We start from the raw sequence: 24,666 nt of genomic DNA, 5'->3' as shown, positions 1-24,666 counted from the left end.
AAGACCCGACAGCAATCCACGAACCCGCGCCGATCGCGACGCAAAAGGACCGCCAGCCGCAGCCATGGAACTCTTCAGGGCCGACCTGCACATCCACTCGCGTCACTCTCGGGCCACCTCCAGGGCCCTGACCCCGCGAAACCTCGCCGCCTGGGCCCTGGTCAAGGGTCTGGACGTGGTGGGCACGGGCGACTTCACGCATCCCAAATGGCTCGAAGAACTGGAGGAGGCCTGCGTCGAGGACGGCCGGGGTCTTCTCTCCCTGCGCTCGCAACAGGGCCTGGCCTCGGAGATCGAAAGCCTCGACGGATTTCTGCCGCCTGGGCGCGTGCGCTTCATGCTCCAGGCCGAGATCAGCTCCATCTACAAGCGCGGCGGCCGGGTGCGCAAAATCCACAACCTGATCTACGTGCCCGGCTTCTCTCAAGCCAAAAAACTCAACGAAAAGCTCTCCGCCATAGGCAACCTGACCTCCGACGGCCGCCCGATCCTGGGCCTGGACGCGCGGCACCTGCTGGAGATGGTCCTGGAACTGGGCGGCATGGCCTTTCTCGTGCCCGCGCACATCTGGACGCCGTGGTTCTCGCTCTTCGGCTCCAACTCCGGCTTCGACTCCGTGGAGGAATGCTTCGGCGACCTCGCGCACGAGGTTTTCGCCCTGGAGACGGGCCTGTCCTCCGATCCCGAGATGAACCGCCTCATCTCCAAGCTCGACCGTTTCCGCCTGATCTCCAACTCCGACGCCCACTCGGGCGAGAAGCTCGGCCGCGAGGCCAACATCTTTTCGGGCGAGGTCTCCTACGAGACCATCTACCGCTCGCTCAAGGGCGAGGGGCTGGGCCACGAGTTCCTGGGCACGCTGGAGTTCTTCCCCGAGGAGGGCAAGTACCACCTCGACGGCCACCGCAAGTGCGGCGTGGTGCTCGAACCCCGCGAGTCCAAGGCGCGCGGCGATCTCTGCCCGGTCTGCGGCAAGCCGCTGACGCTCGGCGTCCTGCACCGCGTCATGGACCTGGCCGACCGCGAGACTCCCGTGACGCCGCCGGGGCAGCCTGGTTTCACCTCGCTCATCCCGCTTTCCGAGGTCATCGGCGAGGTCCTGGGCGTGGGGCCCGCCACCAAGAAGGCCCGCGCGCTCTACACCAAGGCCGTCTCGCGCATCGGCTCGGAAATGGCCGTGCTGTGCGACGCGCCGCCCGAGGAACTGGTCCGCGTCCACCCGTTGCTCGGCGAGGCGCTCTCGCGCATGCGCGCGGGCAAGGTCATCCGCGAGCCCGGCTTCGACGGCCAGTTCGGCGTCATCTCGGTCTTCTCCAAGGCCGAAAAGAGCCAGATGCGCCAGGGTCGCTTCCTGGCTCCGGGCTTCTCCCCCTCCGCCAAATGCGGACAAAAGGCGGCCGCGCCGTCGGATTCCCTTACACCGCCTGCGCCCGATTCCGACGTTTTTGGCGGGAAAACCGCCCCGGACGTGCCTGCCGCCCCGCGCCGCGACAAACCCAGCCCGCGCGAGATTTCCTACAACGCCGAGCAGCAAGCGGCCATCGCGGCCGGACCGGGACCGGTGCTGGTGGTGGCCGGACCCGGCACGGGCAAGACCCAGACGCTCATGGGCCGGGTCCAGGCGCTGCTCGCCAAGGGCGTGCCCGCACGCGAGATCCTGTGCCTGACCTTCACCCGCCGCGCGGCCCAGGAGATGCGCGAACGCCTGGCCGCATCGGGCCGCGACGCGGACAGCCTGCCCCAGGCCGACACGCTGCACGCCCTGGCCTTCGAATACTGGGCCGGGGCCTACGACGAGGCCCCCACGGTCATGGACGAGGAGTCCAGCCGCCGCGTCTTCGCCGAATGTCTGCCCGAGCTGACCGGACAGCGGCTGCGCGCGGCCTACGACGGCTACATGCTGGCCCGCGAAAGTCTGGCCGTGAGCGAAGAGATGGCCGAGGCCTTCCGCCCCTACGTCAAGAAAAAGGAATACTGGAACCTGGTCGATTACGCCGACCTTCTGGAATTCTGGCGCGAGCAGATCGAGTCGGGCATCTACGTGCGCCGCCACACGCACCTGCTGGTGGACGAGGTCCAGGATCTCTCGGCCCTGCAACTGGCCGTGGTCAAGGCCCTGGCCGGACCAGAGGGCCGGGGACTGTTCGCCATCGGCGATCCCGACCAGTCCATCTACTCCTTCCGGGGGGCCCTGGCCGACGTCTCGGCCGATCTTGCGGCCGTGTGGCCCGATCTTTCCGTGGTCCGCCTCTCGGAGAACTACCGCAGCGCAGCGCCCATCCTGTCGCTCGCAGCCGCGCTCATGCCTGGACGCTCGCCGCTCGTGGGCCACAAGCCCGAGCGCGGCGAGCAGCTCTTCTTCACCGCGCCCGACGCGGCCCGCGAGGCGGCCTGGATCGCCGAGCGCGTGCGCAACCTGCTCGGCGGTGGCTCGTCCACCCTCGACGGCGGCGCGGGCGCGGGACTCTCTCCCGGCGACGTGGCCGTGCTGGTGCGTCTCAAGTCGCTGGCCCCGCCCATCCGGCGGGCGCTCGAACGCGTGGGCGTGCCCTGCGCCGTGCCGGAGATGGAAGCCTTCTGGAACGAGCCGCGCGCCGCGGCGATCCTGACCACGGCCAAGGAATTCCTGGGCATGACCGGCCCGGAGGAGCCAACAGGCGTCCTGGGCACCAACCTGACCATCCCCGAAAAGGTGCTGGCGCGCGGGCCTCTCGGCCTTGCGGCCTTTTTGCAGGACGCCGCGCCCTTTGACCGCGCATTCTGGCAGGGCCGAGCCTTCCGCGAGCTTTCACGTTCCTTTGACGAACAGGGCGGCTGGGCCGGGTTGATCAACTGGGTGGACTTGCAAAGCGAGATCGAGCAGGTGCGGCAAAAGGCCGAGAAAGTCCAGATCATGACCCTGCACGCGGCCAAGGGGCTCGAATTCGAGGCGGTCTTCCTGCCTGCCCTGGAGGACGGCATTGTGCCTTACGCGGGCGCGGGCGTGCTCACTGGCAAGATAGGAGGCGGGGCAGAATCCGACGAAGGCAGGCCGCCCCTGGACGAGGAACGCCGCCTGTTCTACGTTGGCCTCACGCGCTCCAAGGGGCGGCTGTACCTTTCGCGGGCAGTGGCGCGAGAATTGTACGGACGCGAACTGAAGCTCGTGGGTTCGCGCTTCCTCGACGTGCTGCCCGACGGCTTGCTCAAGGCGTCCGCCCTGGTGCCGCGAACCATGCGCCAGGAGCGCCAGATTTCCCTGATATGAAGAAGACTCAAGGAACGAAGGACCGGACAGGGCGCGGTGGAAAATACGGTGAGCCTGGGCGGCCTGAAAGAAAGGACGCGGGCTCTCAGCCCACGCGGCAATACACGAGACGTTCGTAGGCGAGGCATAAGCGCCTGGCCGTGCCCCTGCGCATGCCCAGGTCCGTGAGACGGCAATAGACATGCAACGGGTTGAACGCGTGCTGAAAATACATCCTGAACCTTTTCATGAACCCACTCCTGTCGTTCCGGTCCTGCGACCTGAAACGCACACTTCGACTCAAGCAAATTGCGTGCCTTTTGCGATTAGTCAAGGGGTCGGCATACGGCGCGGCCACATGCTGTCGTCAATCTCATCGGCCCTGGGCGGAAAAAGTTTATGCCCCTGAAAAAACAGACTTCTGAAGGCCCGCTCACACTCAGCGTCGGCCCCACCGACTTCCCCTTCCGCCTGGCCGCGCCCTCCTGGGTCTGGCCCGGAACCGTGGGCGAGAACTGCCGTCGTCTGGGCGAAGTCTTCGACGAGGTCGGCATCGTCCTTTTCGAATCCCAGGCGAGCTTGGCCTACACCGAGGAAGACCTGCCCCCGACCATGGCCGAACTCTCGCTGCGTTACCACCTGCATCTGCCTCTGGACCTGCCGTGGAGCCAGGGCATCCTGGCCGTGCGCCACATTATCGAGGGGCTGCTCGACAAGACCGCCTTCCTCGATCCCTGGAGCTTTGTGCTGCATGCCCCGCCGCACGCCAAGCTTCTGGACGAGGTGGCCTTCTGTTTCATCCACCAGGGCATCAAGCCCGACCGCATCCTCCTGGAGAACACCAAGGAATTCAACCCCCTGGAGTTCTGGTGCGACATCCGCTACCTGGGCCTGAACGTCTGCCTCGATCTTGGGCACCTCATCGCCTACAACCAGGAGCGGCTTTTGGACCTGCCCCGGCTGTGGCCGCGCGTGAAGCTGTTGCACCTGAGCGCGCCCGGCGACGGCGACCGCCATCTGCCGCTGACCGAGCTCGACCGCGAGGGACGCCGCCTGCTCCGCGTCATCCTCTCGCGCATGGGGCCCGACACCGTGGTCATGCCCGAGGTCTTCGAACCCGAGGGGCTGGCCGAGTCCCTGGCCGTCCTGCATCACGTCATGACCACCTCGGCGGGCTGAGATGATCGCCCTGGTGCTCGGCGGGCAGTCATCGGGCAAGTCCGACCACGCCCTGGCCATGCTTGCGAACGCGCCCGCGCCCCGCGCCCTCCTGGTCACGGGTCGAGCCGAGGACCCGGACTTCGCCCGCCGCATCATGGCCCACAAACAGGGCCGAGACGCCGCCCTGCCGGTGATCGAAGCGCGCGAGAACCTGTCGGAAGAGCTTACACGTCTTGGCGCGGCGCAAACCTCCGTGCTCGTGGACAGCCTTGATTTCTGGCTGTTTTCCTGCATCATGTCGGACACGCTCCAAGCGCAGGCCGATGCGCTGTGCGAGGCGCTCCGGGCTTTTGCGAGCCAGGGGCCCTCGGTCGTCGTGGTCTCGCAGGAGGCCGGGCTTTGCCCCGTGGCCGGGGATGGCGCGACCAGGGCCTTCGTGCGCGAGCTCGGAGCCGTGAACCGGCGCGTGGCCACATTGGCCGACGAGGCCTGGTTCGTGGCCGCCGGGCTGCCGCTCAGGCTCAAGGGCTGAGACGAAACAAGGAGAAACCATGGCCTATTTCCGGGTGCTGGCCGAGGAGATGAAGCGGCTCATCGGGCTTCTCGACAAGAAGCAGCGCTGGCTGATCCTGATGAACGCCGATCCGGACTCCATGGCCTCGGCCATGGCGCTCAAGCGCATCATCGGCCGCCGGGTGGCCAAGGTGAGCCTGGCCCACATCAACGAGGTGCGCAGGCCCGACAACCTGACCATGATCCGCACCCTGCGCATCCCCACCCACATGCTCACCAAGCGCATGCCCTCGCACTACGACCGTCTCGCCCTGGTCGACTCGCAGCCGCACCACAATCCAGCCTTCGAGGGCCTTGAATTCTCCATCGTCCTCGACCATCATCCGCTCAAGGCCGAATCGCCCGTCGCCGCTCCCTTCACGGAGATCAGGACCGAATACGGGGCCTGCTCCACCCTGCTCACGGAATACCTCTACAACCTGGGCATCAAGCCCTCCCCGCTCCTGGCCACGGCCCTGCTCTACGGCATCAAGTCCGACACCCAGAGCTTCGAGCGTAATTTTTGCGACACGGACGTGCGCGCCTTCCGCCATCTGACCAAGTTCGCCAACCAGATGGCCCTGAAGAAGATCGTGCGCAGCGAATACCACCTGCACTGGCTGCACTATTTCCGCGCCGCGCTCGAACGCCTGGAGATCTGCGAACACGGGGCCTACGTCTACATGGGCGAGGTGGAGAACCCGGACATTCTGGTCATCCTGGCCGACTTCTTCCTGCGTGTGCACGAGATCAACTGGACGGCCATCGCCGGTAAGTGCGGCCCCACGCTGGTCGTCATCTTCCGGGGTGACGGCCTGGAGCAGGACGTGGGCGTCATGGCCAGCGAGATGTTCGGCGACGTGGGCAGCGCGGGCGGCCATCGCCAGGCTGCGCGGGCCGAGATCGACCTGAAGGCCCTGAAGACGTCGCCCGAAATCCTGCTCTGCTCGCGCTTCGACGGCAAAAAATTGCAGTGCTGCACCGAGCACATGCCCACCGCAACCCCGGACGCCTGACGCCATGCCCCTCAAGGATCGATTGAACCTTTCCGCCGAGCCCGTCTTTCTCGTGGACGGTTCCGCCTTCGTCTACCGCGGTTTCTATGCCTTTCGCGACATGAGCACACGCGAAGGCTTTCCCACCAACGCGCTCTTCGTTGTCCTGCGCATGATCATGAAGATCCTGCGCGAAGAAAAGCCACGGGCCATCGGTTTCTTCCTCGACGGCAAAGGCCCCACCTTCCGCAACGAGATATATTCCGAATACAAGGCCCAGCGCCAAGCCACGCCGGAAGACCTCCTCGTCCAGATCGAGCCCATCAAGGAGGCGTTGCGCCTCTTCGGGCTGCCGGTCATCGTCTCCGAGGGCGGCGAGGCCGACGACTGCATCGCCTCGCTGGCCGAACGCCTGCGGCCAAGCCACCCTGTGATCATCGTCGGCGCGGACAAGGACCTCAAGCAGTGCCTGGCCGAGCGTGTCTGGCTGTGGGATCCGGCGGGCAAGCAGGACAAGCTCACGGGGCTGGCCGAATTCACGGGCGAGACCGGCCTTGCGCCGTCGTCGTGGCCGGACTTCCAGGCCCTCACGGGCGACTCCTCGGACAACATCCCGGGCGTCCCGGGCATCGGCCCCAAGTCCGCGGCCGAAATCATGGCCCGCTTCCCCACCCTGGAGGCCATCTGGCAAGGGCTCGATGAACTGCCCGAGAAGTACCGCAAGAAGCTCGATGGCCGCCTGGAGGACGCGCTCAGGTGGCGCGAGCTGACGCGGCTGCGCACCACGTTCTGCCACACCACCGACCTGGCCGCGCTCACGCCCGCCGCGCCGGACATCGCGGGCCTGAAGGAATTCATGGCCCGCTACGAATTCGGCTCCCTGGCGCGCGAGCTTTCCACCCTGCCCGCGCCGCAAAAAGCCGCGTCCGTGGCCGCGTCAAGCGCCAAGGCCGGGGGCATGAGCCTGCTGGATTACGTGAATGGGCCGAAAGCCGAGCCAAAGAGTTCGGCCGAGCGCGTCGCCACGCCTGGGGAGTTGCCGGAACTTTCGGGCATGCACGTTGGCCTTGCGCCGCTGCCGGACGGCATGGCGCTCGGCCTTGACGGCCGCGAACTGCTCTACACGGGCGACGAAGCCGCCCTGGCCAAGGCCCTGGCCGCGCCCCAGGCCGGACCAGCGAGCCTTGCCGCGCCCTCCTTCAAGGATATCCTGGCCCGGCCCAGGGCGGCCGGGGCCTGGCGCGCCCTGCCCTTCGCCAAGGTGCGCGACCTGGGGCTCATGGCCTATCTCCTGAACCCCGAGGAACGCGAGTACGGCCTCACGCATCTGCTCGCGGCCTACGAGGCCGACCCGGACATGCCGTCCCTGCCCGACGACGCGCCGGGCCTTGCCGCGCGCTCCTTGGGCGAGCTGCTCGCCAAGCGCCTCAAGGCGGCCGGCATGGAGCGCCTCTACGCCGAGCTCGAACTGCCGCTGCTGCCGGTCCTGCGCGACATGGAGGAGGCAGGCGTGGCCATCGACCTCGGGGCCTTCGAGAGCTTCCTGGACGAGGTCACGGACAAGCTCGCGGAACTGACCGAGGCCATCCGCGAGGCGGCCGGGCTTTCGCCCGGCGAGGAGTTCAACGTCCGCTCCTCGCACCAGTTGGCCGACCTGCTCTTCAACCGGCTCTCGCTCAAGCCGCGCGGCAAGACGCCCGGCGGGCTGCCCTCCACCTCGCAGGCCGTGCTGGAGAAGATGGCCGGGGAGCACCCGGTCATCGACCTGGTGCTGACCTATCGCGGCTACGAGAAGATGCGCTCCACCTATCTCGAACCGCTGCCGAGGCTGGTGGGGCCGGACGGCCGCATCCACACCACGTTCAACAACCTCTCCACGGCCACGGGCAGGCTTTCGAGCTCCAACCCGAACCTGCAGAACATCCCCATCCGGGGCGAGATGGGCGGCCGCATGCGCGCCTGCTTCACGGCCGGGCCGGGCCGCCTGCTGGCCTCGGCCGACTACTCGCAGATCGAGTTGCGGCTGCTCGCGCACCTGTGCGGCGACCCGGAACTGACCAAGGCCTTCGCCGCCGGGGAGGACATCCACGCGCGCACGGCCGCGATCCTGCACGGCAAGGAGCCGGGCGAGGTCACGCCCGACGAGCGGCGCGCGGCCAAGACCATCAACTTCGGCCTGCTCTACGGCATGGGGCCGCAGCGGCTGTCTCGCGAGCTGAAGATCACGCTGACCCTGGCCAAGGAGTTCATCGCCCGCTATTTCGAGCGCATGCCAGCGGTGAAGGCATTCTTCGAGGGCGTGGAGCGCGACGCGCGGCGCGACGGCTACGTGACCACCATGTTCGGCAGGCGGCGGCTTCTGCCGGGGCTGTTCTCGCGCAACGACAACGAGCAGGCCCAGGCCGTGCGCCAGGCCATCAACACGCGCGTGCAGGGCTCGGCCGCGGACATCATCAAGCTGGCCATGCTGCGCGCGCACGAGGACGAGCGGCTGCGCGCGCTCGGCGCGCGGCTGATCCTCCAGGTGCACGACGAACTGGTCATCGAGGCCCCCAAGGACGCCGCGCGCGAGGCGGGCGAACGCCTGGCCGGGATCATGACCTCGGCCGTGGATATCTCCGTGCCCCTGGCAGTGGACTGGGGCGTCGGCCCCACCTGGGCCGAGGCGCATTGACGGGCGGGCGCCTGACCGCCTTCAGGCGGCCGCGTCCCGATGTTGGCGCAAAGGCCCATTCGCTCGCCGCGACGCGGAAAAGCCGTTTTACCCTGGCCGTGCCCGTGCCGCCCCTGGAAGTTCCGGCGCGAATATTTCTCCCAGGCCAGCGAATATTCTTCCCCCTACCGTTTTTCCCCACTCCCTGCGGGCGGGAGTTGATGTTATGTTCCCCCGCAAACCGGAGGAGCAGCCGTGAAACTTCTGCAGGAATTCAAGGAATTCGCCGTCAAGGGAAACGCCGTGGACATGGCCGTGGGCATCATCGTGGGCGCGGCGTTCGGCAAGATCGTCAGCTCCATGGTCGCGGACGTGATCATGCCGCCCATCGGCCTGCTCGTGGGCGGCATCGACTTCAGCGACCTGACAGTGACCTTGAAGGCCGCGGCCGAGGACGCCCCGGCCGTGGTCCTGCGCTACGGCGTCTTCGTGCAGACCGTGGTGGACTTCGCCATCGTGGCCTTCGCCATCTTCATGCTGGTCAAGGGGATCAACATGCTGCGCCGCAAGGAGGAGGCCGCGCCCGCCGCGCCGCCTCCCGAGCCCGGCCCCGAAGAGAAGCTCCTGACCGAGATCAGGGACCTGCTCAAGAAGGGCGCGTAGCGGGCCGTGCCCAATGCGCCAGATGCAAGGCGCAAGAAACATTCAAGGCCGACGCGTATTTCAAATACGCGAGGGTTTGAGTTTTTCGCGGCAACGCGGCAGATGGGACTTTTTCACCGGCCTGTTTGGGGCGTCAGGCGTCGTCGCGCTCCCGAAGCCGCCCGCTGGCGTACTTGTGGAGCACCGAGGCGATGAGCGTCTGGTAGGGGATGCCCTCGATGAGCGCCCGGCGCTTGATGCGGTCGAGGTCGCGGCCCGAGATGCGGATGTTCAGCCGCCTGTCCTTGCGGAACATCTCGCGCGCGGCCGTTTCGTACCGGGCGCGGGCATCTGGGTCCAGGGGCTTCCATTCGCCCTTCTCGTATGATTCGAGGAGTTCCTGCTCCTCACGGTCGATCGCGCTCATTGACGCCTCCCAAGATAGTCCCGCGTCGCCTTGCGGCTCGGGATTACCGTCTTCAAGAAAATTTCGCGCTCGCTCTCCACGAACGGGACGAGGTACGCATACCCCTCGATGTCCACGATGAATATTCTCTGGCCCGGATATCTCGCCCGGTTCCCGTGTTCCACGACGTCCAGCAGCCCGCCCTCGGCGATGTGGACGAGAACGTCCTCGAAACAGACCCCGCGCTCGCGGCGCAGCATCTCGTTCTTCTCCTCGCTCCAGACGAACTCCTTCATGAATCGACCTATTATGCCATTGTGTGCCTTTTGGCAACAACGATCCGTCTGCCCCTTGCCCCTTGCATCTTGAGCATGCGGGATTATTGCGCTAGGGAAACGAGATACCCGGTCCGGCTCGCGCCACGGCGCGGTCCGAACAAAGCCTTCAAGGAGATCCGCATGACCGCCGACACCACGCCCGCCTCTCCCTGCTGCGAAGGCCCCGGCGGGCCCATCATGCCCGAGGTGACGTTCTCCACCTTCGTGCTCTCCCTGGCCTCCTCCGCACTCGTCCACCTGGGCGAGGTGCCCGAGCCCTCCAGCGGGGCCATGCAGGAGGACCTAGTCCTGGCCAAGCACACCATCGACATCCTGTGCATGCTCAAGTGCAAGACCGAGAAGTGCCTCGACGCCGACGAGAGAAAGCTGCTCGAGGACGTGCTCTTCGAACTGCGCATGAAATACGTGGCCAAAAGCAAGTAAGGACGAACATGCCCGCGAAACGCACCGCCGGACTGGTCGGAGTGACCGGCTACACCGGCATGGAACTGGCCCGGCTCCTGGCCGCCCACCCCTCCCTGGAGCTCGTGCGCGCCACCTCGCGCGGCGAGGCGGGCAAGCGCCTGGCCGACCTCTTTCCGCACCTGGAGCGCACCGCTCCGGGCGAGATCGTGGTCACCATGCCCGACGTGGCGGATCTCAAGAAATCCTGCGACGTGGTCTTTCTGGCCGTGCCCCACGGCACGGCCATGGACATGGCGGGCGAGTTGCTCGACGCGGGCGCTCGCGTGGTGGACCTCTCGGCCGACTTCAGGCTGCGCGACGCGGACATCTACGCGCAATGGTACAACCTGGCGCATCGCCGCACCGACCTGCTCGACCGCGCCGTCTTCGGGCTCGTCGAACTGTACCGCGAGGAGGTCAGGAACGCCTCGCTGGTGGCCAACCCCGGCTGCTACCCCACGGCCGCCATCCTGGGCCTTGCGCCGGCGCTTAAAGCCGGACTAATCGAGCCCGACGGCATCGTGGTGGACGCCAAGTCCGGGGCCACGGGCGCTGGGCGCGGCGCGAACACGGCCATGCTCTACTGCGAGGTGGCGGATTCATTCAGGGCCTACAACATCGGCAAGCACCGCCACACGCCCGAGATCGAGCAGGAGCTTTCCCGCGCGGCCGGGCAAGGCCTCACGGTCTCCTTCAACCCGCACCTGCTGCCCATGAACCGGGGCATCCTGGCCACCATGTACGGTCGCCTGACGCGGCCCGCGACAACGGCCGAGGTCCGCGAGATCTACGCCGAGCGCTACGCGGGCGAACGTTGGATACGGGTGCTGCCCGAGGGCGGCCTGCCGCAGACGCGCAACGTGCGCGGCACCATGTTCTGCGACATCGGGCTCGTGGCCGATCCGCGCACCGGACGGCTCGTGGTCCTCTCGGCCATCGACAATCTCTGCCGGGGAGCGAGTGGGCAAGCCCTGGCCAACGCCAACCTGATGCTCGGGCTGGACGAGTCCTTAGGACTCGACCTGCCTCCGTTCATGCCGTGAGATGGGGCTGACTTTGCGATCCGACGGCCTTGAACTCGAATCCGTCTTCGTCGCGCGTCAGCCCATTTTCGACCGCGACGAGAACATCTGGGGATACGAGCTTCTCTTCAGGTCCAGCCAGCAGGCCGGCACGTCCTGCATCGTCGATGACGACAACGCCACATCCCGGGTCATCGCCGACGGCTTCATGCTTGCTGGCGACGGCCTGAGCCACGGTTCCAAGCTGCTCATCAACTTTCCCGCGCGCATGCTCGTGGAGGACGCGGCCTTCGCCCTGCCTCCGGATATGTGTGTCATAGAGATATTGGAGACGGTGCGGCCCGAGCCCGAGGTCATCGCGGCCCTGCGACGCCTCAAGGACGCTGGCTACACCCTGGCCCTGGACGATTTTGTGGGCCAGCCCGGATTCGAGCCCATCCTTGGCATGGCCGACATCGTCAAAGTGGACATCCTCGGCCGCTCACCAAAAGACGTCATCGGCCTGTACAAGCAACTCAAGCCTTACGGCTGCAAGCTTTTGGCCGAGAAAATCGAGACCGTCAAAATCTACGAACTCACCAGACAACTCGGCTTCGAGTTCTTTCAGGGCTTCTTCTTCTGCAAACCCACGGTCATCACGGGCAAGAAGATCAGCAGCAGCGAGCTTTCCAAACTACAACTGCTGGAAAGACTTGGCCACCCGGACTACGACGTCAACGATCTGGCCCAGATCATCGCGGTGGACATCTCCTTGTCCTACCGGCTGCTGCGCTACATCAACTCGGCCGCCTTCTCGCTACGGGCCAAGATCGAATCCGTGCGCCAGGCCATCGTACTGCTCGGGCAGAAACAGCTTGCGCAATGGCTTCGCGTAGTGGTCATGTCCGACCTGTCGAACACGCGCAAGACCGGCGAGTTGGCCTTCGTCTCGGCCAAGCGCGCCCGGTTTCTGGAGTTGATGGCCGCCAAGACGGGGATGCCGTCCGAATCCATGTTCCTGCTCGGACTTTTCTCGCTGCTCGACGCCATTTTGGGCCAGCCCATGGAGGAGGTCATGCGCGACCTGCCGCTCGACGACGACATCCGCGACGCGCTCCTGGGCAAGAACTCCAAGGTGCTCGACTGGCTCAAGCTCGTGGAGACGTTCGACCGCGCCGACTGGGAGAAACTCGACGCGGCTCTGGATAAGCTGCACCTCGACCCCGAGTCGGCCGCCAAATCGCACGCCCAAGCCATGGCCTGGGCCGCCGAGATACTGGGACTCTCCACGCCCGAAGACGAAGCTCCGAAGCCTCGCGCTCCAAGCGCGCGCTGACCCATCAGACCTTGGCCTCGGCCGCGCACCCTCCCGCATGGCCGTTCATCTTCCTACGCGCATAGCCGTAGGCCATGCAGCCGAGCATGACCCCGCCCGCAATGACCGAGAACGGTCCGTGCGCCTCCTCGCCGGAAACCGCCACCCATCCCGCCACGTCCATGCCGAGACGGAAGTAGAGCCAGTTCGCGGCCGCGCCCATGAGCAGCGCGCATACGCCGATGGCCGCGACGTAGACCATGGCCGCGCGGCGGCCGAGCATACCCGCGACCACGGCCACGGTGGCCGCGTTGGTGGCTGGCCCGGCGAGCAGGAAGACCAGCGCCGCGCCGGGCGAAAGTCCCTTCATGGCCAGGGCCGCGACCAGGGGCGTGGTCGCCGTGGCGCAGACGTACAGCGGCAGGGACACAGCCAGGGCCGCGAGCATGGCCCAAAGGCCGGTGCCCAGGTTGTCCGAGAGAAGCTGCGGCGGCGCGAGCGCGATGAAGGCTCCGGCAGCCAGCGCCCCGGCCATGAACCAGGGGCCCACGTCGCCCAGGATGTCGAGGAAGGCGTAGGAAAGGCCCGAGCGCACCCGGCCGAACAGGCCGGGCCGGGCCGCGGGCACGCCGCATCCCGTGTCGCCGCAGCCGCAGCCGCCGTGCGTCTGGGCTTTCTCCAGGGCATCCATGGACGGCAGGATGGGCGAGAATGGCTCGGGGCGTGCAGGCATCGGGCTCTTCATACCGCCCGGCCCTGCCTCTTCGTCCGTACACGCATGCCCGGCGGCGGCCACGGGCGCGGCCCCTGAAGCCAGCGCCCCCTCGCCTGGACGGCCCTCGCGCCGGTCCAGCCAACCCACGCCGAGCCCGGTGAGCACGGCGGTGACGATGGCGGCCACGGGCCGCAGCACGGCCATGAGCGGATCGAGCAGGGCGTAGGTCACGGCGATGGAGTCCACGCCCGTCTCGGGAGTGGAGACCATGAAGGCGGCCGTGGGCCCCTTGCCCGCGCCCTGGCGTCTGAGCCCGGCCGCGGCGGGCAGCACGCCGCAACTGCACAGCGGCAGCGGCGCGCCGATGAGTGCGGCCTTGAGCACGGCGAAGCGGCTGTTCGCGCCCAGGTGCCGGGCTACGACGCGGTCGGGCAGGAAGGCCTTGAGCAGCCCGGCCACGATCACGCCAAGGAGCATCCAGGGCGCGGCGTCGAGCACCACGCCCCAGGTTTCGGCGAGTATTTCCAAGGTCAGGGACGGCAGGTTTGCGATGATCGGGTCGATTGCGGACATGGACACGGTACCCCTCCAAATATGAACACATGCTCATGCGTCGAAATATGCCTATCGCCCCACGGCGTCAAGCGGTCAGGCGATGCCCGGAAAAATTTCGACGGAACAACGTGCGAAGTGGAGGATGCCAGATCCAAGGCCGCACAAAAAGTTCAAGACCGACGCGTAGTTCACATACGCGAGGGTTTGAACTTTCGCGGCAACGCAGCAGATGGCGCTTTTGAAGCTGAATGTGTCGGCAAACTCCGTCGTCAGGCCGCTCAAAAAGCACCAGATGCAAGGCGCAAGAAAGCGCCGGGGCCGACGTGTATCAAAGAATACACGAGGGTCCGGCGCTTTCGCGGCAACGCAGCAGATGGTGCTTTTTCAGCGGCCTGATGGAGAGTCAGCCGTGACGCACGTGATCCAGGCCTTGTTCCATGAGGCCGCGCACGTGGTCATCGTCCAGGGAGTAGAAGACGTTTTTGCCGTCACGGCGGCCGCGCACGAGGCGGGAAGCGCGAAGCGCCCTGAGCTGGTGCGAGACGGCGGAATGCGACATGCCCAGCAATTCGGCCAGATCGCAGACGCACAGCTCGGTGCGCGAGAGCGCGGCCAAGACGCGCACCCGCGTGTGGTCGCCCAGCACCCGGAACAGCTCCGCCAGGAAAAAAAGATCCGCGTCGGGCGGCATGGCCTCGCGCACGGTCGCAATGGAAGCCGAATGCAGTTCGTGGACCTCACAGTCCTCGGCGCAGGTGGGGATGATTTCTGGCTTGCTGCTCATGTCCACATGTTCATATGTCGCATTCCCCCGGAACGCAAGCCCGCCGATAACGGCCGTGCCAGCTTCCCTTGCTTGACAGCACGGGCAGGCCAAGCCATCGTTGCCGAATCATGGACTGGACATGTCTCCTTTCACCCCGCCGCCACCCCGAACGCGAAAACGCCCCCGGCGACCCGCGCAGCGAGTTCCTGCGTGACTACGACCGCATCGTCTTCTCCACGGCCTTCCGCCGCCTGGGCCGCAAGACCCAGGTTCACCCCCTGACCATCAACGACCACGTGCACACGCGCCTGACGCACAGCATCGAAACGGGCAGCGTGGGACGCTCGCTCGGCCTGCACGCCTTTGAACTCTTGCGTGACGAGTTGCCGCCGCACACGCCCCCGGCCATGCTCGGCGAGATCGTGCAGGCCGCCTGCCTGGCCCACGACATCGGCAATCCGCCCTTCGGCCACGCCGGGGAGGAGGCGGTGCGCGCCTTCTTCGCCGAGGCCCCGGACCATCTGGTCGAGAATCTTTCGCCCGCCCAGCGTCTCGACCTCGCCACCTTCGAGGGCAACGCCCAGGGCTTTCGCATCGTCACCCGGCTCGAAATGTCGCTGAACGCTGGCGGCATGCGCCTGACCCTGCCCACGCTCGGCGCGCTGCTGAAATACCCGTGGACCTCCGAGCACCCAGTGGCCAGACAAAAGGGCAAATTCTCCTGCTACCTCTCCGAGCGCGCCACCCTCGACGAGATCGCACAGCGCCTGGGCCTGCCGCCGGGCACAGAAGGCGGCTTCGCCCGCCACCCCCTGGCCTTCCTCGTGGAGGCGGCGGACGACATCTGCTACTCCATCCTCGACCTGGAGGACGCCCGCGAACTGGGGCTTCTTTCCTTCGCCGAGATCATGGCCGCGCTCGGCCCCCTGGCCGACTCCCTGGGCGGCCCGGCGCGCGACGCCTCGCTGCATCAGCGCCGCCGCCTCTCCTACATCCGCTCCCAGGCCATCGGCCGGGCCGTGGAGGACGCGGCCAGGGCGTTCGCCGATCACCACCGCGCCATCCTGGCTGGAGCCTTCGAGAAGTCGCTGCTCGACGTCTGCTCCGAGGCTACCCGCCAAGGCATCGCCGGGGCCAAGGAGCTTGCGCGCGGCCGGATCTACACCAACACCCGCAAGATCGAGTTGGAGATCGGCTCGTTCTCGGCCATCGGCGGGCTGTTGCAGGTGCTGTGCACGGCCGTGTGGGAGAAGCTGGCGCGCGGCAGGGTCAGCGGCCGGGGCCAGCGCCTGTTGCGGGTGCTGGGCGAGCACGCGCCGCCCGACGACGCCACGCTCTATGAAGGATACATGCGCGTGCTCGACTACGTCTCGGGCATGACCGACCAGTACGCCACGCTCATGGCCAAGCAGATCGGCGGTCTGGCCGAAAATCTGAGCGTACGCTGAACGTTCCGGCCTTGTCCCGGGAAGCTGGTTTCCTGACCTTTCAAGTTGAAATTGTTGGCGAATTATCCAGCAGGCCGCTCAAAAAGTGCCGGATGCAAGGCGCAAGGAAAGTTCAAGGCCGACGCGTATTACCAATACGCGAGGATTTGAACTTTCCGCCGCAACGCGGCAGATGGTGCTTTTTCAGCGGCCTGGAGGCCTTTGGCCTTGAGATTGCTGACGAACTCCGCCATGCAGGCCGCTCAAAAAACGCCAGATGCAAGGCGCAAGAAAGCGCCGGGGCCGACGTGTATTTCGCATACCCGAGGGTCCGGCGCTTTCGCGGCAACGCGGCAGATGGTGCTTTTTCAGCGGCCTGGGGGCCTTTGGCCTTGTGTCCGCCCCGGTTCTCGGCTATGGCGTGGCGAACTATTCTGTTTTGGAGTGTGTGGCATATGTCCGATGAGGCAAAAAAGGACGGCGAGGACTTCGCCTCCATGTTCGAGGCCTACGAGGCCGAAATGCAGGATAACGTCCGCGTGGGCGACAAGATATCCGGGACCGTCATCTCCATCGACGGCGCCGGGGTCTTCGTCGGCGTCGGGGCCAAGCGCGACGGCGTAGTGGCCCGCGAGGAACTGCTTGACGAGAACGGCGAGTTGACCGTGGCCGTGGGCGACACCGTGGATCTCTACGTGGTCGGCATGTCCGGGGGCGAAATCAAGCTCTCCAAGGCCATGGGCGGCCGGGGCGGCTTCGAGCAGCTCGAGCAGGCCAAGGCCAACGACATGCCCGTGGAGGGTAAGGTCACGGGCCTGGTCAAGGGCGGCTTCTCCGTGCAGGTCATGGGCAAGCGCGCCTTCTGCCCGGTCTCGCAGATCGACGACCGCTTCGTGGAGAATCCCGAGGAATACGTCGGCAAGACGCTGCCGTTCCTGATCATCAAGCTGGAGCAGGGCGGCCGCAACTTGGTGGTCTCGCGGCGCGAGATACTGGCCCGCGAAAAGGCCGAGGCCATGACCGCCTTCCAGGAGCAGGTCAAGGTCGGCGATGTGGTCGAAGGCACTGTCAAGCGCTTGGCCGACTTCGGCGCATTCATCGAGATCATCCCCGGTGTGGAAGGTCTGGCCCACATCTCTGAACTCTCCTGGTCGCGCGTGGACAAGCCCTCCGAGGCCGTGCGCGAGGGCGAAGTCCTGCCGGTCAAGGTTCTCGACATCGCCCCTGCCAAAAAGGGCGGCATGAAGATTTCGCTCTCCGTGAAACAGGCCCAGCAAAACCCCTGGGAGACCGCGGGCGAGCGTTTCAAGGCCGGCGACAAGGTCACGGGCCGCGTGATCCGGCTGGCCGACTTCGGCGCTTTCGTGGAGATTGCCCCGGGACTCGAAGGACTCGTGCATCTCTCCGAGATGGCCCATGGCCGCCGCGTCATGAAGGCCGACGAAGTCGTCTCTGCCGGTCAGGAAGTGACGGTGTCCATCAAGGACATCGACCTCGAGCGGCACCGCATCTCGCTGTCCATCAAGGACGCCGAGGGCGACCCCTGGCTCGAGTTGGCCTCCACGCTGAGCGTGGGCCAGGAGATCACCGGCACGGCCGAGTCCTTCGGCAAATTCGGTCTTTTCGTCACGCTGCTTCCCGGCGTGACCGGCCTGCTGCCCAAGTCCAAGCTGGCCCAGGCCCCCAAGGAGAAGCGCGAGGCCCTGGAGCGCGCCAAGCCTGGGGATCAGGTCACGGTCTTCGTGGATGAGATCAAGCCCGCCGAGCGCAAGATCACCCTCGGCGCGGGACAGAGCGAAGAGGCCCAGGCCGAGCCCAAGGACTGGAAGAAGCACGCCAAGGCGGCGGGCGTCGAAGCCCCCAAGGGCGGCGGCATGAACTCCCTGGCCGACAAGCTGGCCCAGGCCATGCGCGCCAAGAACGGCGAATAATCCGCCTCTTCCTATCGTCATGCAGCGCGCGGCCGGATGTTCCGGCCGCGCGCTTTCTTTTGCGCCCGGCGTCCGCCAGCCCGACCATCCGTAGGTCCGAGCCGCAACACGTCGTCTCCTTGCCACTGGACCTGATGACATGGCCGGACAGGCGAGCTATCATATGAAATATGACGCAGCCGCGCGCCGAACCGACACTCATCTGGAACGACGGCATGGCCACCGTTCCGCGCGAGGCCTGGGATGCCCTGGCCGAGCCCTGCCCCTTTCCGTTCCTGGAATGGGACTGGCTCGCTCTGACCGAGGAGTCAAACAGCGCTTCGGCCCTGGCCGGGTGGCTGCCGCGCCATCTTTTGGCTTGGCGGGGCGAGCGGCTGGTGGCGGCCGCGCCCTTCTATATCAAGGCCCACAGCGGCGGCGAATTCGTCTTCGACCACGTCTGGGCCGAGGTCGCAAGCCGCCTGGGGCTGCCCTATTACCCGAAGCTCGTGGGTATGGCGCCCTTCACCCCGGCCTCGGGCTACGACATCCTGCTCGCGCCGGGCGAAGACCGCGCCGAAATGGTCTTTCGTTTCGCTCGTGAGGCCTTGCAATTGTGCTGGGGACTTGGGCTTTCCGGGGTCAACGTGAACTTTGCGGCTCCGCGTTTAGCCGTGGAACTCGGAGGCCTTGGCTTCAGCGCCTGGGAGCACCAGGGCTACGTCTGGGAAAATCCGGGCTACACCGGATACGGGGACTTTCTGGCCACGCTCAGGCGCGGCCCGGCACGCAACATCCGGCGTGAGCGCGACTCGCTTCGTGCTGCAGGCGTTGGCGTGGAAATGTTGGTAGGAGACGAGATCACCCCCCGGCTCATGCGGCACATGTACCAACTTTACGTGCGCACCAACGCCAAGTTCGGCCCCTGGGGTTGCAAGTTCCTCACCCGCGAATTCTTCGAGCAGGTCCTCGACCGGGCGGGCAGGCGGCTGGCCCTGGCCGTGGCCCGCCGCGCGGGCTCGTCCGATCCGCTGGCCATGGCGCTGTTCACTCGCAAAGGAGAAAGGCTGTGGGGCCGCTACTGGGGTGCCTTCGAGGAGGTGCGCAACCTGCATTTCGAGGTCTGCTACCACACCCCCATGGAATGGGCCATCGCCCAGGGAATCCGCTGGTTCGATCCGGGCATGGGCGGGCTGCACAAGGCGCTGCGGGGATTTCGCTCCATTGCCAACGAGAGCCTGCACCGCTTCATCGACCCGCGTCTGGACGGTCTTTTGAAGGCTCACATCGGCGAGATCAACGCCCTTGAGCGCGCCCACATCTCGGACATGAACTCCCGCCTACCCTACGCCCCGACCTCCTGACGCCTTTTGACTGGCGCGCGACGCCTTGGACATGTTATATGCCCCGCCATGCTGCAGGGCGATGTCTATACTGCGTTCGGACTCACGCTGTTCGCCGGACTGTGCACGGGCATCGGCTCGGTGCTGGCCTTCTTCACCAAACGCACGGACACCCGCTTCCTCTCCGTGGCGCTCGGCTTTTCGGCCGGGGTCATGCTCTACGTCTCGTTCATGGAGATCCTGCCCAAGGCCCACGAGGCCCTGGCCGAAATCCTGGGCAATGACAACGGGGCCTGGGCCATGCTCGCGGGCTTTTTCGGCGGCTTCCTCCTGGCCATGGGCATAGACCGCCTCGTGCCCGCAGAGGAGAACCCCCACGAACCCCACCGCGTGGAGGACATGGAGGACTGCGCGCAGATGGCGCGCTTCAGGAAGCTCTACCGCACCGGTATCTTCACCGCCCTGGCCATCGCCATCCACAACTTCCCCGAAGGTCTAGCGACTTTCATGGCCGCCCTGACCGATCCCGCGCTCGGCGTGGCCATTGCCGTGGCCGTGGCCATCCATAACATCCCCGAAGGCATCGCGGTGAGCGTGCCCATCTTCTACGCCACGGGAAAACGCCGCAAGGCCTTCTGGCTCTCGTTCCTCTCCGGTCTGGCCGAACCCGCCGGAGCGCTCGTGGGCTACCTGCTGCTCTTCTGGTTCTTCAACGGCATCGTTTTCGGCGTCGTCTTCGCGGCCGTGGCGGGCATCATGGTCTTCATCTCACTGGACGAAATGCTGCCTGCCGCACGCGAGTACGGCGAGCACCACCTCTCCATTTATGGCCTGGGCGCGGGTATGGCCATGATGGGCGTCTCCCTCGTCTTCTTGTAAATCCATTCAGCCCCATAACGGGGCAGCCCGCAACTCGTGCTCCCCACAAAACCCCCTGCTTTCATTCGATTTCCGAGCAAGTCTTATTTTTTCGACTGCGGGTTTCTATGTATTTTTCGGAAACCCTCTTGATTTTTCCCCTCGCCCGTCGCATTGAACTGAACAGGCATTCAGTTCAATGAGGCGGCCGATGTCGGCCCCGGCACGGCGAATCAGCCGCCCTGGGTTCCCGGCGCAGAGGAAGGCGCAGGGGGATGCAAGATTCTTGAACTGGCGAGTGCCTGATCGTGAGGAGGTGGACGCCATGCATGTGACGCAGATGCTTCACGACGCCATCGTCAGGCGGCGCGGGTTGGCCAAGCAGGTGGCCAAGGCCCTGAACAAGCCGTATTCCACCCTGCTGCGCGAACTCAACCCGTGGGACAGAGGAGCGAAGATCGGCGTGGACGACCTGTCGCTGATCCTCAAGTCGTCCGGCGACGTGAGCGCGCTCAAGGCCATTGCCGAGGATCTCGGCTACAAGCTGACCCCTATCAAAGAAAAACGCGCCTAGCCGGGCTTCGCGACCGGCGATGAGGGCATACGCACGAAAGCCCCTTTCGCGCCTGTGGCGGGCAGCGAAGGGGCTTTTTGTCGTGCGCTGCACGTCATTCAGTAGATGCTTTCGATGCCGCGCGGCGCCAGATCCCATGAGGCGCCGTAGACGTGCACACGATTCGAGGGCTTCCCGTCCGGCCCGACCAGGGAACCGCCCACATGCAACCAGCCCAGGATGCCCGCGCGCAGGTTCAGCATGGTGAAGCCGTGACGCTCGGCCAGGCGTTCGGCCAGAACGCCGCTGCGGTAGCTGATGGTGCAGTATCCGATGACAATTTTGCCGGAAAAGGCCTCGGGGTCGTGCGCCAAGGCGGCCAGAAAGCCGTCCTCCGAAAGCGCGCCGGGGATGGTCGAAACCGCCATTTCACGCGGCTCCCGGACATCCACGAACACCGCCTGCCCGCGCTCGTGCAAAAGGATCGCCTCCTCGGGCTCGATGGCCGCCACGCCTGGAAATTCGCGGGCATAATGATCGTACATCGCCAAAGCCTTGGCCCGGCGCTCGGCGTCGGAGAGCGCGCCGTGATCCGGCAGCCAGCCCAATTTCAGGGCCGCGACCGCGAGCAGCACCACGGCGGGCAAAAGCAGCAGCAGGGTACGGCGCGACACGGCCATGGTCATCATCAGAACCGGGCGCGTAGGCGCTTGACGAGCGCCGTGAGGCGGTTGTCGCGGGCAAGCGGCCTTTGGACGGCCGCCTCGCCAAGCTCGGGCCGAAGCTCGATGGCCAGCGAGACGGCCGCCCCGGCCGCGACGGCGGTAAGATTTGCGCATTGCGCGAAATGGGCCTTGCGGTCGTCCTTGACCTTTTTGCACAGCACCCGGCAGCAGGTTGAGCCGTAGGCCTTTTTGAAATCGTCATGCAGTCGGGCCGAGGCCTTTCTGATTTCCGCCCGTGACAGGCAGCGCGGTTCGCGCGCGAGCAAAAGGCCAAGCGCCACCGCCCCGCCAGAGACCGCACCGCACAGGCAACCGCTGCCGCCAAGTCCCACGGGCAGCGCGGCCGTGAGAGCCACGGCCTGCTCTTCGCTCAAACCGCAGTCGAACCCCTCGTTCACGGCCGCAAGCACGGCCTCGGCGCAGAGCATGCGGCGGCTTTCATAGAGATTTCTGGCGCGCTCGCGAACAGCGGCGGCGCCGGGTGCAAGGTTCGCGTTCGGGAGGCAGTACAGCCCATCAGACGGGCCGGAAAGGTCAGAATCGGCGCAATCAAAAGATTCGGCGGCGCGTTGACGGCAGATAGGGAGACTCATGTCTCTCGTGCTAAGCGTATGGCTGTGCGGCGTCAAATCGGAAAGTCCGATGCCGATGGCGAAACCCATAGGAAATCTCGGCACCTTGCCTGTCATCGATAGACGAAGGGCACGGAGCAGACGACCTCGCCCGTGTCAGCGGCGATGGTCACGATGAACCTGCCCGTGTCGCGCGCGCGGTCCATGTTCCTGAGCAGCCAGATTCGAAAGCCCTGCGTTGTCGGGATGTTGACCTGTGTGGTCTGGGCGACGCGCCAGGCCGTCATGTCGGCGGGGTCTTCGCCTTCGGGCAGATGGTTCCAGGTGGCGGTGAGGCGCACGGGCTCGTTCGAGGCCAGACGCAGCCACAAATAGACCTGTGAGAAGACCCTTGGCGCGAGGGTTGCGGCATCGCCTCCACACGGCGGCGCAAGGGACACGCCGCCCACGGGCTCACGATAACGCGGCGAGTCGGGATCGAGGTCCAGGCCCGGCGCGAGCGTGGCCTCCAGCACCCGCGTCTGCGCCAGGGCCGACCCGGCGCACACCGACACGGCCAAAATGGCGATCGCCATCGAGAACACGATTCGCGTACTCAGGCGAGCAACTTCCGAACCATGCCCTTGGCGACGCAAATCCACATCAATGAGCGCCTGCGCAATAGAACAATGCAGCCTCATGGGCACCGACCTCCGTTTCCAGACTAAACGAACAAGGCATCAAATCCAATTTGAGGCACATCATATTTATGCGCAATACAATATTGAATTGACACAGTTCGGCCAAGAAAATATCAAATAGCAAACGGAGACTCCGATGGACGACCTCACGATCCCGATAAATTTCTCTTTCTTTTTCGAACCGCTCATCAACGTCTCCATATATTCCTCCGCACTATTCGCATTGTACCTCAAAAGAATCGTTGAGAAAAAAACCCTCCTCGTTTTCGCCCTGTGTAGCATACCTATTTTTCTTTCAAGCTCAATCATATCGAAGATCGTTGCAGAAGAATATTTCTATCCGCAATCGCTCACCATTATATCGTCTATTATTGTAATAATACTAGGAATTCTTCTTTCTCTGTCAATAATCAAAGGGAAAGAGACATGCTCACTTCTCATATCTCTTTTTCTTCTCTGCTTTATAGCGTTTGGATTTGTGAATACAATTTTTATGAAAGGAAAAGTTGTTCTTGTTCTCAAAAATGACTCTCAAATATATCAATCATACATCGAAACAACAGATACAATGTCGAAAGATAGAAAGTTAATATACTTCAGGGCAAAAGATATTCTTCCATTTTTTAAGTCTGAATTAAAACATGAATATGCATCTATCATAACAACTAAAGAATTCAACTCAATGTCAACATTACATATTCATTACAAAGACGGATCAACAGCAGCTCGCAGTAGAGATGAATTAGACATAAAAGATAGGGGGCTTGGCCATGTTGCGTTTATCTATCCTTAGTCTTGCTTTTATATTCATAATACTTGGCGCCGCAAATGCCGCACAGGACAACCAAGAGCTCGACATATTTATTGATATATATCCGCATAACCAAGAATATTCCAACGAGTGCAACAAGTTCACCTTGACCGTCACAAATGAATCTGGCGCAGAAAGACATTACACGGCAGGACTTTTAAAGATTTCCATCCCGATAGATAGAGAAAAAATTGCATCCGTTTCATGGGCAAGAACGGAAAATAGTGAATTCGTCCTTGATCCTATCAGTATCCACAACATTCAAAGCCGAAGCGTGTCGTTTCGTTTCAGGAAATTCAACGATACTGTCGTTGACCTTAAAAGAGACGCCATAAAGCTAGCCCATGAGGGAAGATTCAAAGACACAGAGAAAAATATAAACGCCCTTTTCATATACTACAACACCCACGGAGGTGGCCATGAGATCATAATCCCAGCTATCAACGAAATAATAGTCAATTTACACAGCCAACGTTTTGGCCCACTTTCTCAATGCGATGACTATGTTCTTGTCCAGCGCCGAACCATACGCCGCCTCTTGGATTATATAATTTGGCATAAAACATTCGAATCACACCGACACCTCATGGGGTTGCTTGGGAACTGGAATGCTTTCGCAAAATCGACATATAGCAAAAAACGCGAAGACTGGCCTGACCGTTCGCTTTCGTCAATCACTTCCCCAGAAGTAAGCTTCTTGGAGCGCGATGAATATCGCGATGCCCTTGTCGAAGACATTATATTGATCAAAGGCATATTCGGAAGTGATGACGCAGAGCAGAAGATCGAAAAAGAGTTGCTCGCCCCGGCCCGTGGAATGGCAGATGATCGTGGACTCCATCTTCACATCTACCATGCGGAAAGGATATTTAGAATACTCGCGGTAGAGCCTGAGCGTATAAAGATGAACGAGCTCGCCAAATCACTCGACGCCCTTCAGCGTCTGTCTTCAGAGGTGCATTTCCGGAGACAACGATAAATGAATTTCTTTCAGTAAGCGGTTGCCACCGCTCCGCAG

24 protein-coding genes are annotated in these 24,666 nt (G+C 64.2%); 16 read left to right on the top strand and 8 right to left on the bottom strand.

Annotation, left to right across the window (positions count from 1 at the left end; all coding sequences use genetic code 11):
- The first annotated feature begins 64 nt into the window (after positions 1–64).
- Positions 65–3,247, top strand: coding sequence for a UvrD-helicase domain-containing protein (locus DSAT_RS02650; RefSeq protein ID WP_020886039.1), 3,183 nt, complete (start codon positions 65–67; stop codon positions 3,245–3,247).
- Between the two features lie 85 nt (positions 3,248–3,332).
- Here the strand turns inward: DSAT_RS02650 and DSAT_RS15605 are convergent, their stop codons facing one another.
- Positions 3,333–3,476, bottom strand: coding sequence for a hypothetical protein (locus tag DSAT_RS15605; RefSeq protein WP_020886038.1), 144 nt, complete (start codon positions 3,474–3,476; stop codon positions 3,333–3,335).
- A gap of 149 nt (positions 3,477–3,625) precedes the next feature.
- Here DSAT_RS15605 and cbiR point away from each other — a divergent pair, with 149 nt between their 5' ends.
- The 5 genes from cbiR to mscL all read left to right on the top strand — a co-directional run bounded on the left by cbiR (position 3,626) and on the right by mscL (position 9,250).
- Complete coding sequence (cbiR, locus tag DSAT_RS02645) at positions 3,626–4,405, top strand: cobamide remodeling phosphodiesterase CbiR (protein ID WP_020886037.1); 780 nt, start codon at positions 3,626–3,628, stop codon at positions 4,403–4,405.
- Position 4,406: 1 nt separating this feature from the next.
- Positions 4,407–4,919, top strand: coding sequence for a bifunctional adenosylcobinamide kinase/adenosylcobinamide-phosphate guanylyltransferase (locus tag DSAT_RS02640; RefSeq protein ID WP_020886036.1), 513 nt, complete (start codon positions 4,407–4,409; stop codon positions 4,917–4,919).
- A gap of 19 nt (positions 4,920–4,938) precedes the next feature.
- Positions 4,939–5,955 carry a DHH family phosphoesterase gene (locus tag DSAT_RS02635; protein WP_020886035.1) on the top strand — a complete coding sequence of 339 codons (1,017 nt, stop codon included), beginning with the start codon at positions 4,939–4,941 and terminating at the stop codon, positions 5,953–5,955.
- A 4-nt stretch (positions 5,956–5,959) separates the two neighbouring features.
- Positions 5,960–8,608 carry a DNA polymerase I gene (gene polA, locus DSAT_RS02630; RefSeq protein WP_020886034.1) on the top strand — a complete coding sequence of 883 codons (2,649 nt, stop codon included), beginning with the start codon at positions 5,960–5,962 and terminating at the stop codon, positions 8,606–8,608.
- Between the two features lie 234 nt (positions 8,609–8,842).
- Positions 8,843–9,250 carry a large-conductance mechanosensitive channel protein MscL gene (gene mscL / locus DSAT_RS02625; RefSeq protein ID WP_020886033.1) on the top strand — a complete coding sequence of 136 codons (408 nt, stop codon included), beginning with the start codon at positions 8,843–8,845 and terminating at the stop codon, positions 9,248–9,250.
- Positions 9,251–9,383: 133 nt separating this feature from the next.
- On the opposite strand, the gene DSAT_RS02620 is transcribed toward mscL, so the two are convergent.
- Both DSAT_RS02620 and DSAT_RS02615 read right to left on the bottom strand, forming a co-directional pair.
- Positions 9,384–9,656, bottom strand: a complete 273-nt coding sequence (locus DSAT_RS02620) for a hypothetical protein (RefSeq protein WP_020886032.1) — start codon at positions 9,654–9,656, stop codon at positions 9,384–9,386.
- Positions 9,653–9,931: a BrnT family toxin gene (locus tag DSAT_RS02615; RefSeq protein ID WP_020886031.1), complete on the bottom strand. Its 279-nt coding sequence runs from the start codon at positions 9,929–9,931 to the stop codon at positions 9,653–9,655. Before DSAT_RS02615 ends, DSAT_RS02620 begins: the two co-directional genes overlap by 4 nt.
- 162 nt (positions 9,932–10,093) lie before the next feature.
- Here DSAT_RS02615 and DSAT_RS02610 point away from each other — a divergent pair, with 162 nt between their 5' ends.
- Genes DSAT_RS02610 through DSAT_RS02600 form a run of 3 tightly spaced genes read left to right on the top strand, consistent with a single transcriptional unit; the run spans position 10,094 to position 12,754 of the window.
- On the top strand, positions 10,094–10,396 hold the full coding sequence (locus DSAT_RS02610) for a DUF1844 domain-containing protein (RefSeq protein WP_020886030.1): 303 nt from the start codon (positions 10,094–10,096) through the stop codon (positions 10,394–10,396).
- An 8-nt stretch (positions 10,397–10,404) separates the two neighbouring features.
- Positions 10,405–11,460, top strand: coding sequence for an N-acetyl-gamma-glutamyl-phosphate reductase (gene argC / locus DSAT_RS02605; protein WP_020886029.1), 1,056 nt, complete (start codon positions 10,405–10,407; stop codon positions 11,458–11,460).
- Positions 11,461–11,473: 13 nt separating this feature from the next.
- Entirely contained in the window at positions 11,474–12,754 is a 1,281-nt protein-coding gene (locus DSAT_RS02600; protein WP_235695911.1) for an EAL and HDOD domain-containing protein, read from the top strand.
- A gap of 4 nt (positions 12,755–12,758) precedes the next feature.
- Here the strand turns inward: DSAT_RS02600 and DSAT_RS02595 are convergent, their stop codons facing one another.
- Complete coding sequence (locus DSAT_RS02595; protein WP_020886027.1) at positions 12,759–14,021, bottom strand: SO_0444 family Cu/Zn efflux transporter; 1,263 nt, start codon at positions 14,019–14,021, stop codon at positions 12,759–12,761.
- A gap of 385 nt (positions 14,022–14,406) precedes the next feature.
- On the bottom strand, positions 14,407–14,787 hold the full coding sequence (locus DSAT_RS02590; protein ID WP_020886026.1) for an ArsR/SmtB family transcription factor: 381 nt from the start codon (positions 14,785–14,787) through the stop codon (positions 14,407–14,409).
- 110 nt (positions 14,788–14,897) lie between these two features.
- Here DSAT_RS02590 and DSAT_RS02585 point away from each other — a divergent pair, with 110 nt between their 5' ends.
- From DSAT_RS02585 to DSAT_RS02565, 5 genes are all read left to right on the top strand, one after another.
- On the top strand, positions 14,898–16,217 hold the full coding sequence (locus DSAT_RS02585) for a deoxyguanosinetriphosphate triphosphohydrolase (RefSeq protein WP_020886025.1): 1,320 nt from the start codon (positions 14,898–14,900) through the stop codon (positions 16,215–16,217).
- 434 nt (positions 16,218–16,651) lie between these two features.
- Positions 16,652–18,127: a 30S ribosomal protein S1 gene (locus tag DSAT_RS02580; protein WP_020886024.1), complete on the top strand. Its 1,476-nt coding sequence runs from the start codon at positions 16,652–16,654 to the stop codon at positions 18,125–18,127.
- Between the two features lie 170 nt (positions 18,128–18,297).
- Entirely contained in the window at positions 18,298–19,470 is a 1,173-nt protein-coding gene (locus DSAT_RS02575) for a GNAT family N-acetyltransferase (protein ID WP_020886023.1), read from the top strand.
- Positions 19,471–19,518: 48 nt separating this feature from the next.
- A complete protein-coding gene (gene zupT, locus DSAT_RS02570; protein ID WP_020886022.1) occupies positions 19,519–20,328 on the top strand; it encodes a zinc transporter ZupT in 810 nt (269 codons plus the stop codon).
- 304 nt (positions 20,329–20,632) lie between these two features.
- On the top strand, positions 20,633–20,881 hold the full coding sequence (locus DSAT_RS02565) for a phage regulatory CII family protein (RefSeq protein ID WP_020886021.1): 249 nt from the start codon (positions 20,633–20,635) through the stop codon (positions 20,879–20,881).
- A gap of 98 nt (positions 20,882–20,979) precedes the next feature.
- On the opposite strand, the gene DSAT_RS02560 is transcribed toward DSAT_RS02565, so the two are convergent.
- The 3 genes from DSAT_RS02560 to DSAT_RS02550 all read right to left on the bottom strand — a co-directional run bounded on the left by DSAT_RS02560 (position 20,980) and on the right by DSAT_RS02550 (position 22,732).
- On the bottom strand, positions 20,980–21,540 hold the full coding sequence (locus tag DSAT_RS02560; RefSeq protein WP_161656086.1) for a rhodanese-like domain-containing protein: 561 nt from the start codon (positions 21,538–21,540) through the stop codon (positions 20,980–20,982).
- Between the two features lie 8 nt (positions 21,541–21,548).
- A complete protein-coding gene (locus DSAT_RS02555) occupies positions 21,549–22,013 on the bottom strand; it encodes a C-GCAxxG-C-C family protein (RefSeq protein WP_235695910.1) in 465 nt (154 codons plus the stop codon).
- Positions 22,014–22,270: 257 nt separating this feature from the next.
- A complete protein-coding gene (locus tag DSAT_RS02550) occupies positions 22,271–22,732 on the bottom strand; it encodes a hypothetical protein (protein ID WP_040370618.1) in 462 nt (153 codons plus the stop codon).
- A 241-nt stretch (positions 22,733–22,973) separates the two neighbouring features.
- Here DSAT_RS02550 and DSAT_RS15310 point away from each other — a divergent pair, with 241 nt between their 5' ends.
- Together DSAT_RS15310 and DSAT_RS15305 are read left to right on the top strand one after the other, a co-directional pair.
- Positions 22,974–23,630 (top strand): hypothetical protein, encoded by a 657-nt coding sequence (locus tag DSAT_RS15310; RefSeq protein ID WP_020886017.1) that lies wholly within the window; start codon positions 22,974–22,976, stop codon positions 23,628–23,630.
- Complete coding sequence (locus DSAT_RS15305; RefSeq protein WP_020886016.1) at positions 23,608–24,627, top strand: hypothetical protein; 1,020 nt, start codon at positions 23,608–23,610, stop codon at positions 24,625–24,627. Before DSAT_RS15310 ends, DSAT_RS15305 begins: the two co-directional genes overlap by 23 nt.
- Positions 24,628–24,666: the final 39 nt, after the last annotated feature.

The organism is Alkalidesulfovibrio alkalitolerans DSM 16529 (genome assembly GCF_000422245.1).
GTDB classification, from domain to species: Bacteria; Desulfobacterota; Desulfovibrionia; order Desulfovibrionales; family Desulfovibrionaceae; genus Alkalidesulfovibrio; species Alkalidesulfovibrio alkalitolerans.
The sequence above is the reverse complement of the archived record's forward strand: the minus strand, read 5'-3'. Positions and strand labels throughout refer to the sequence as shown.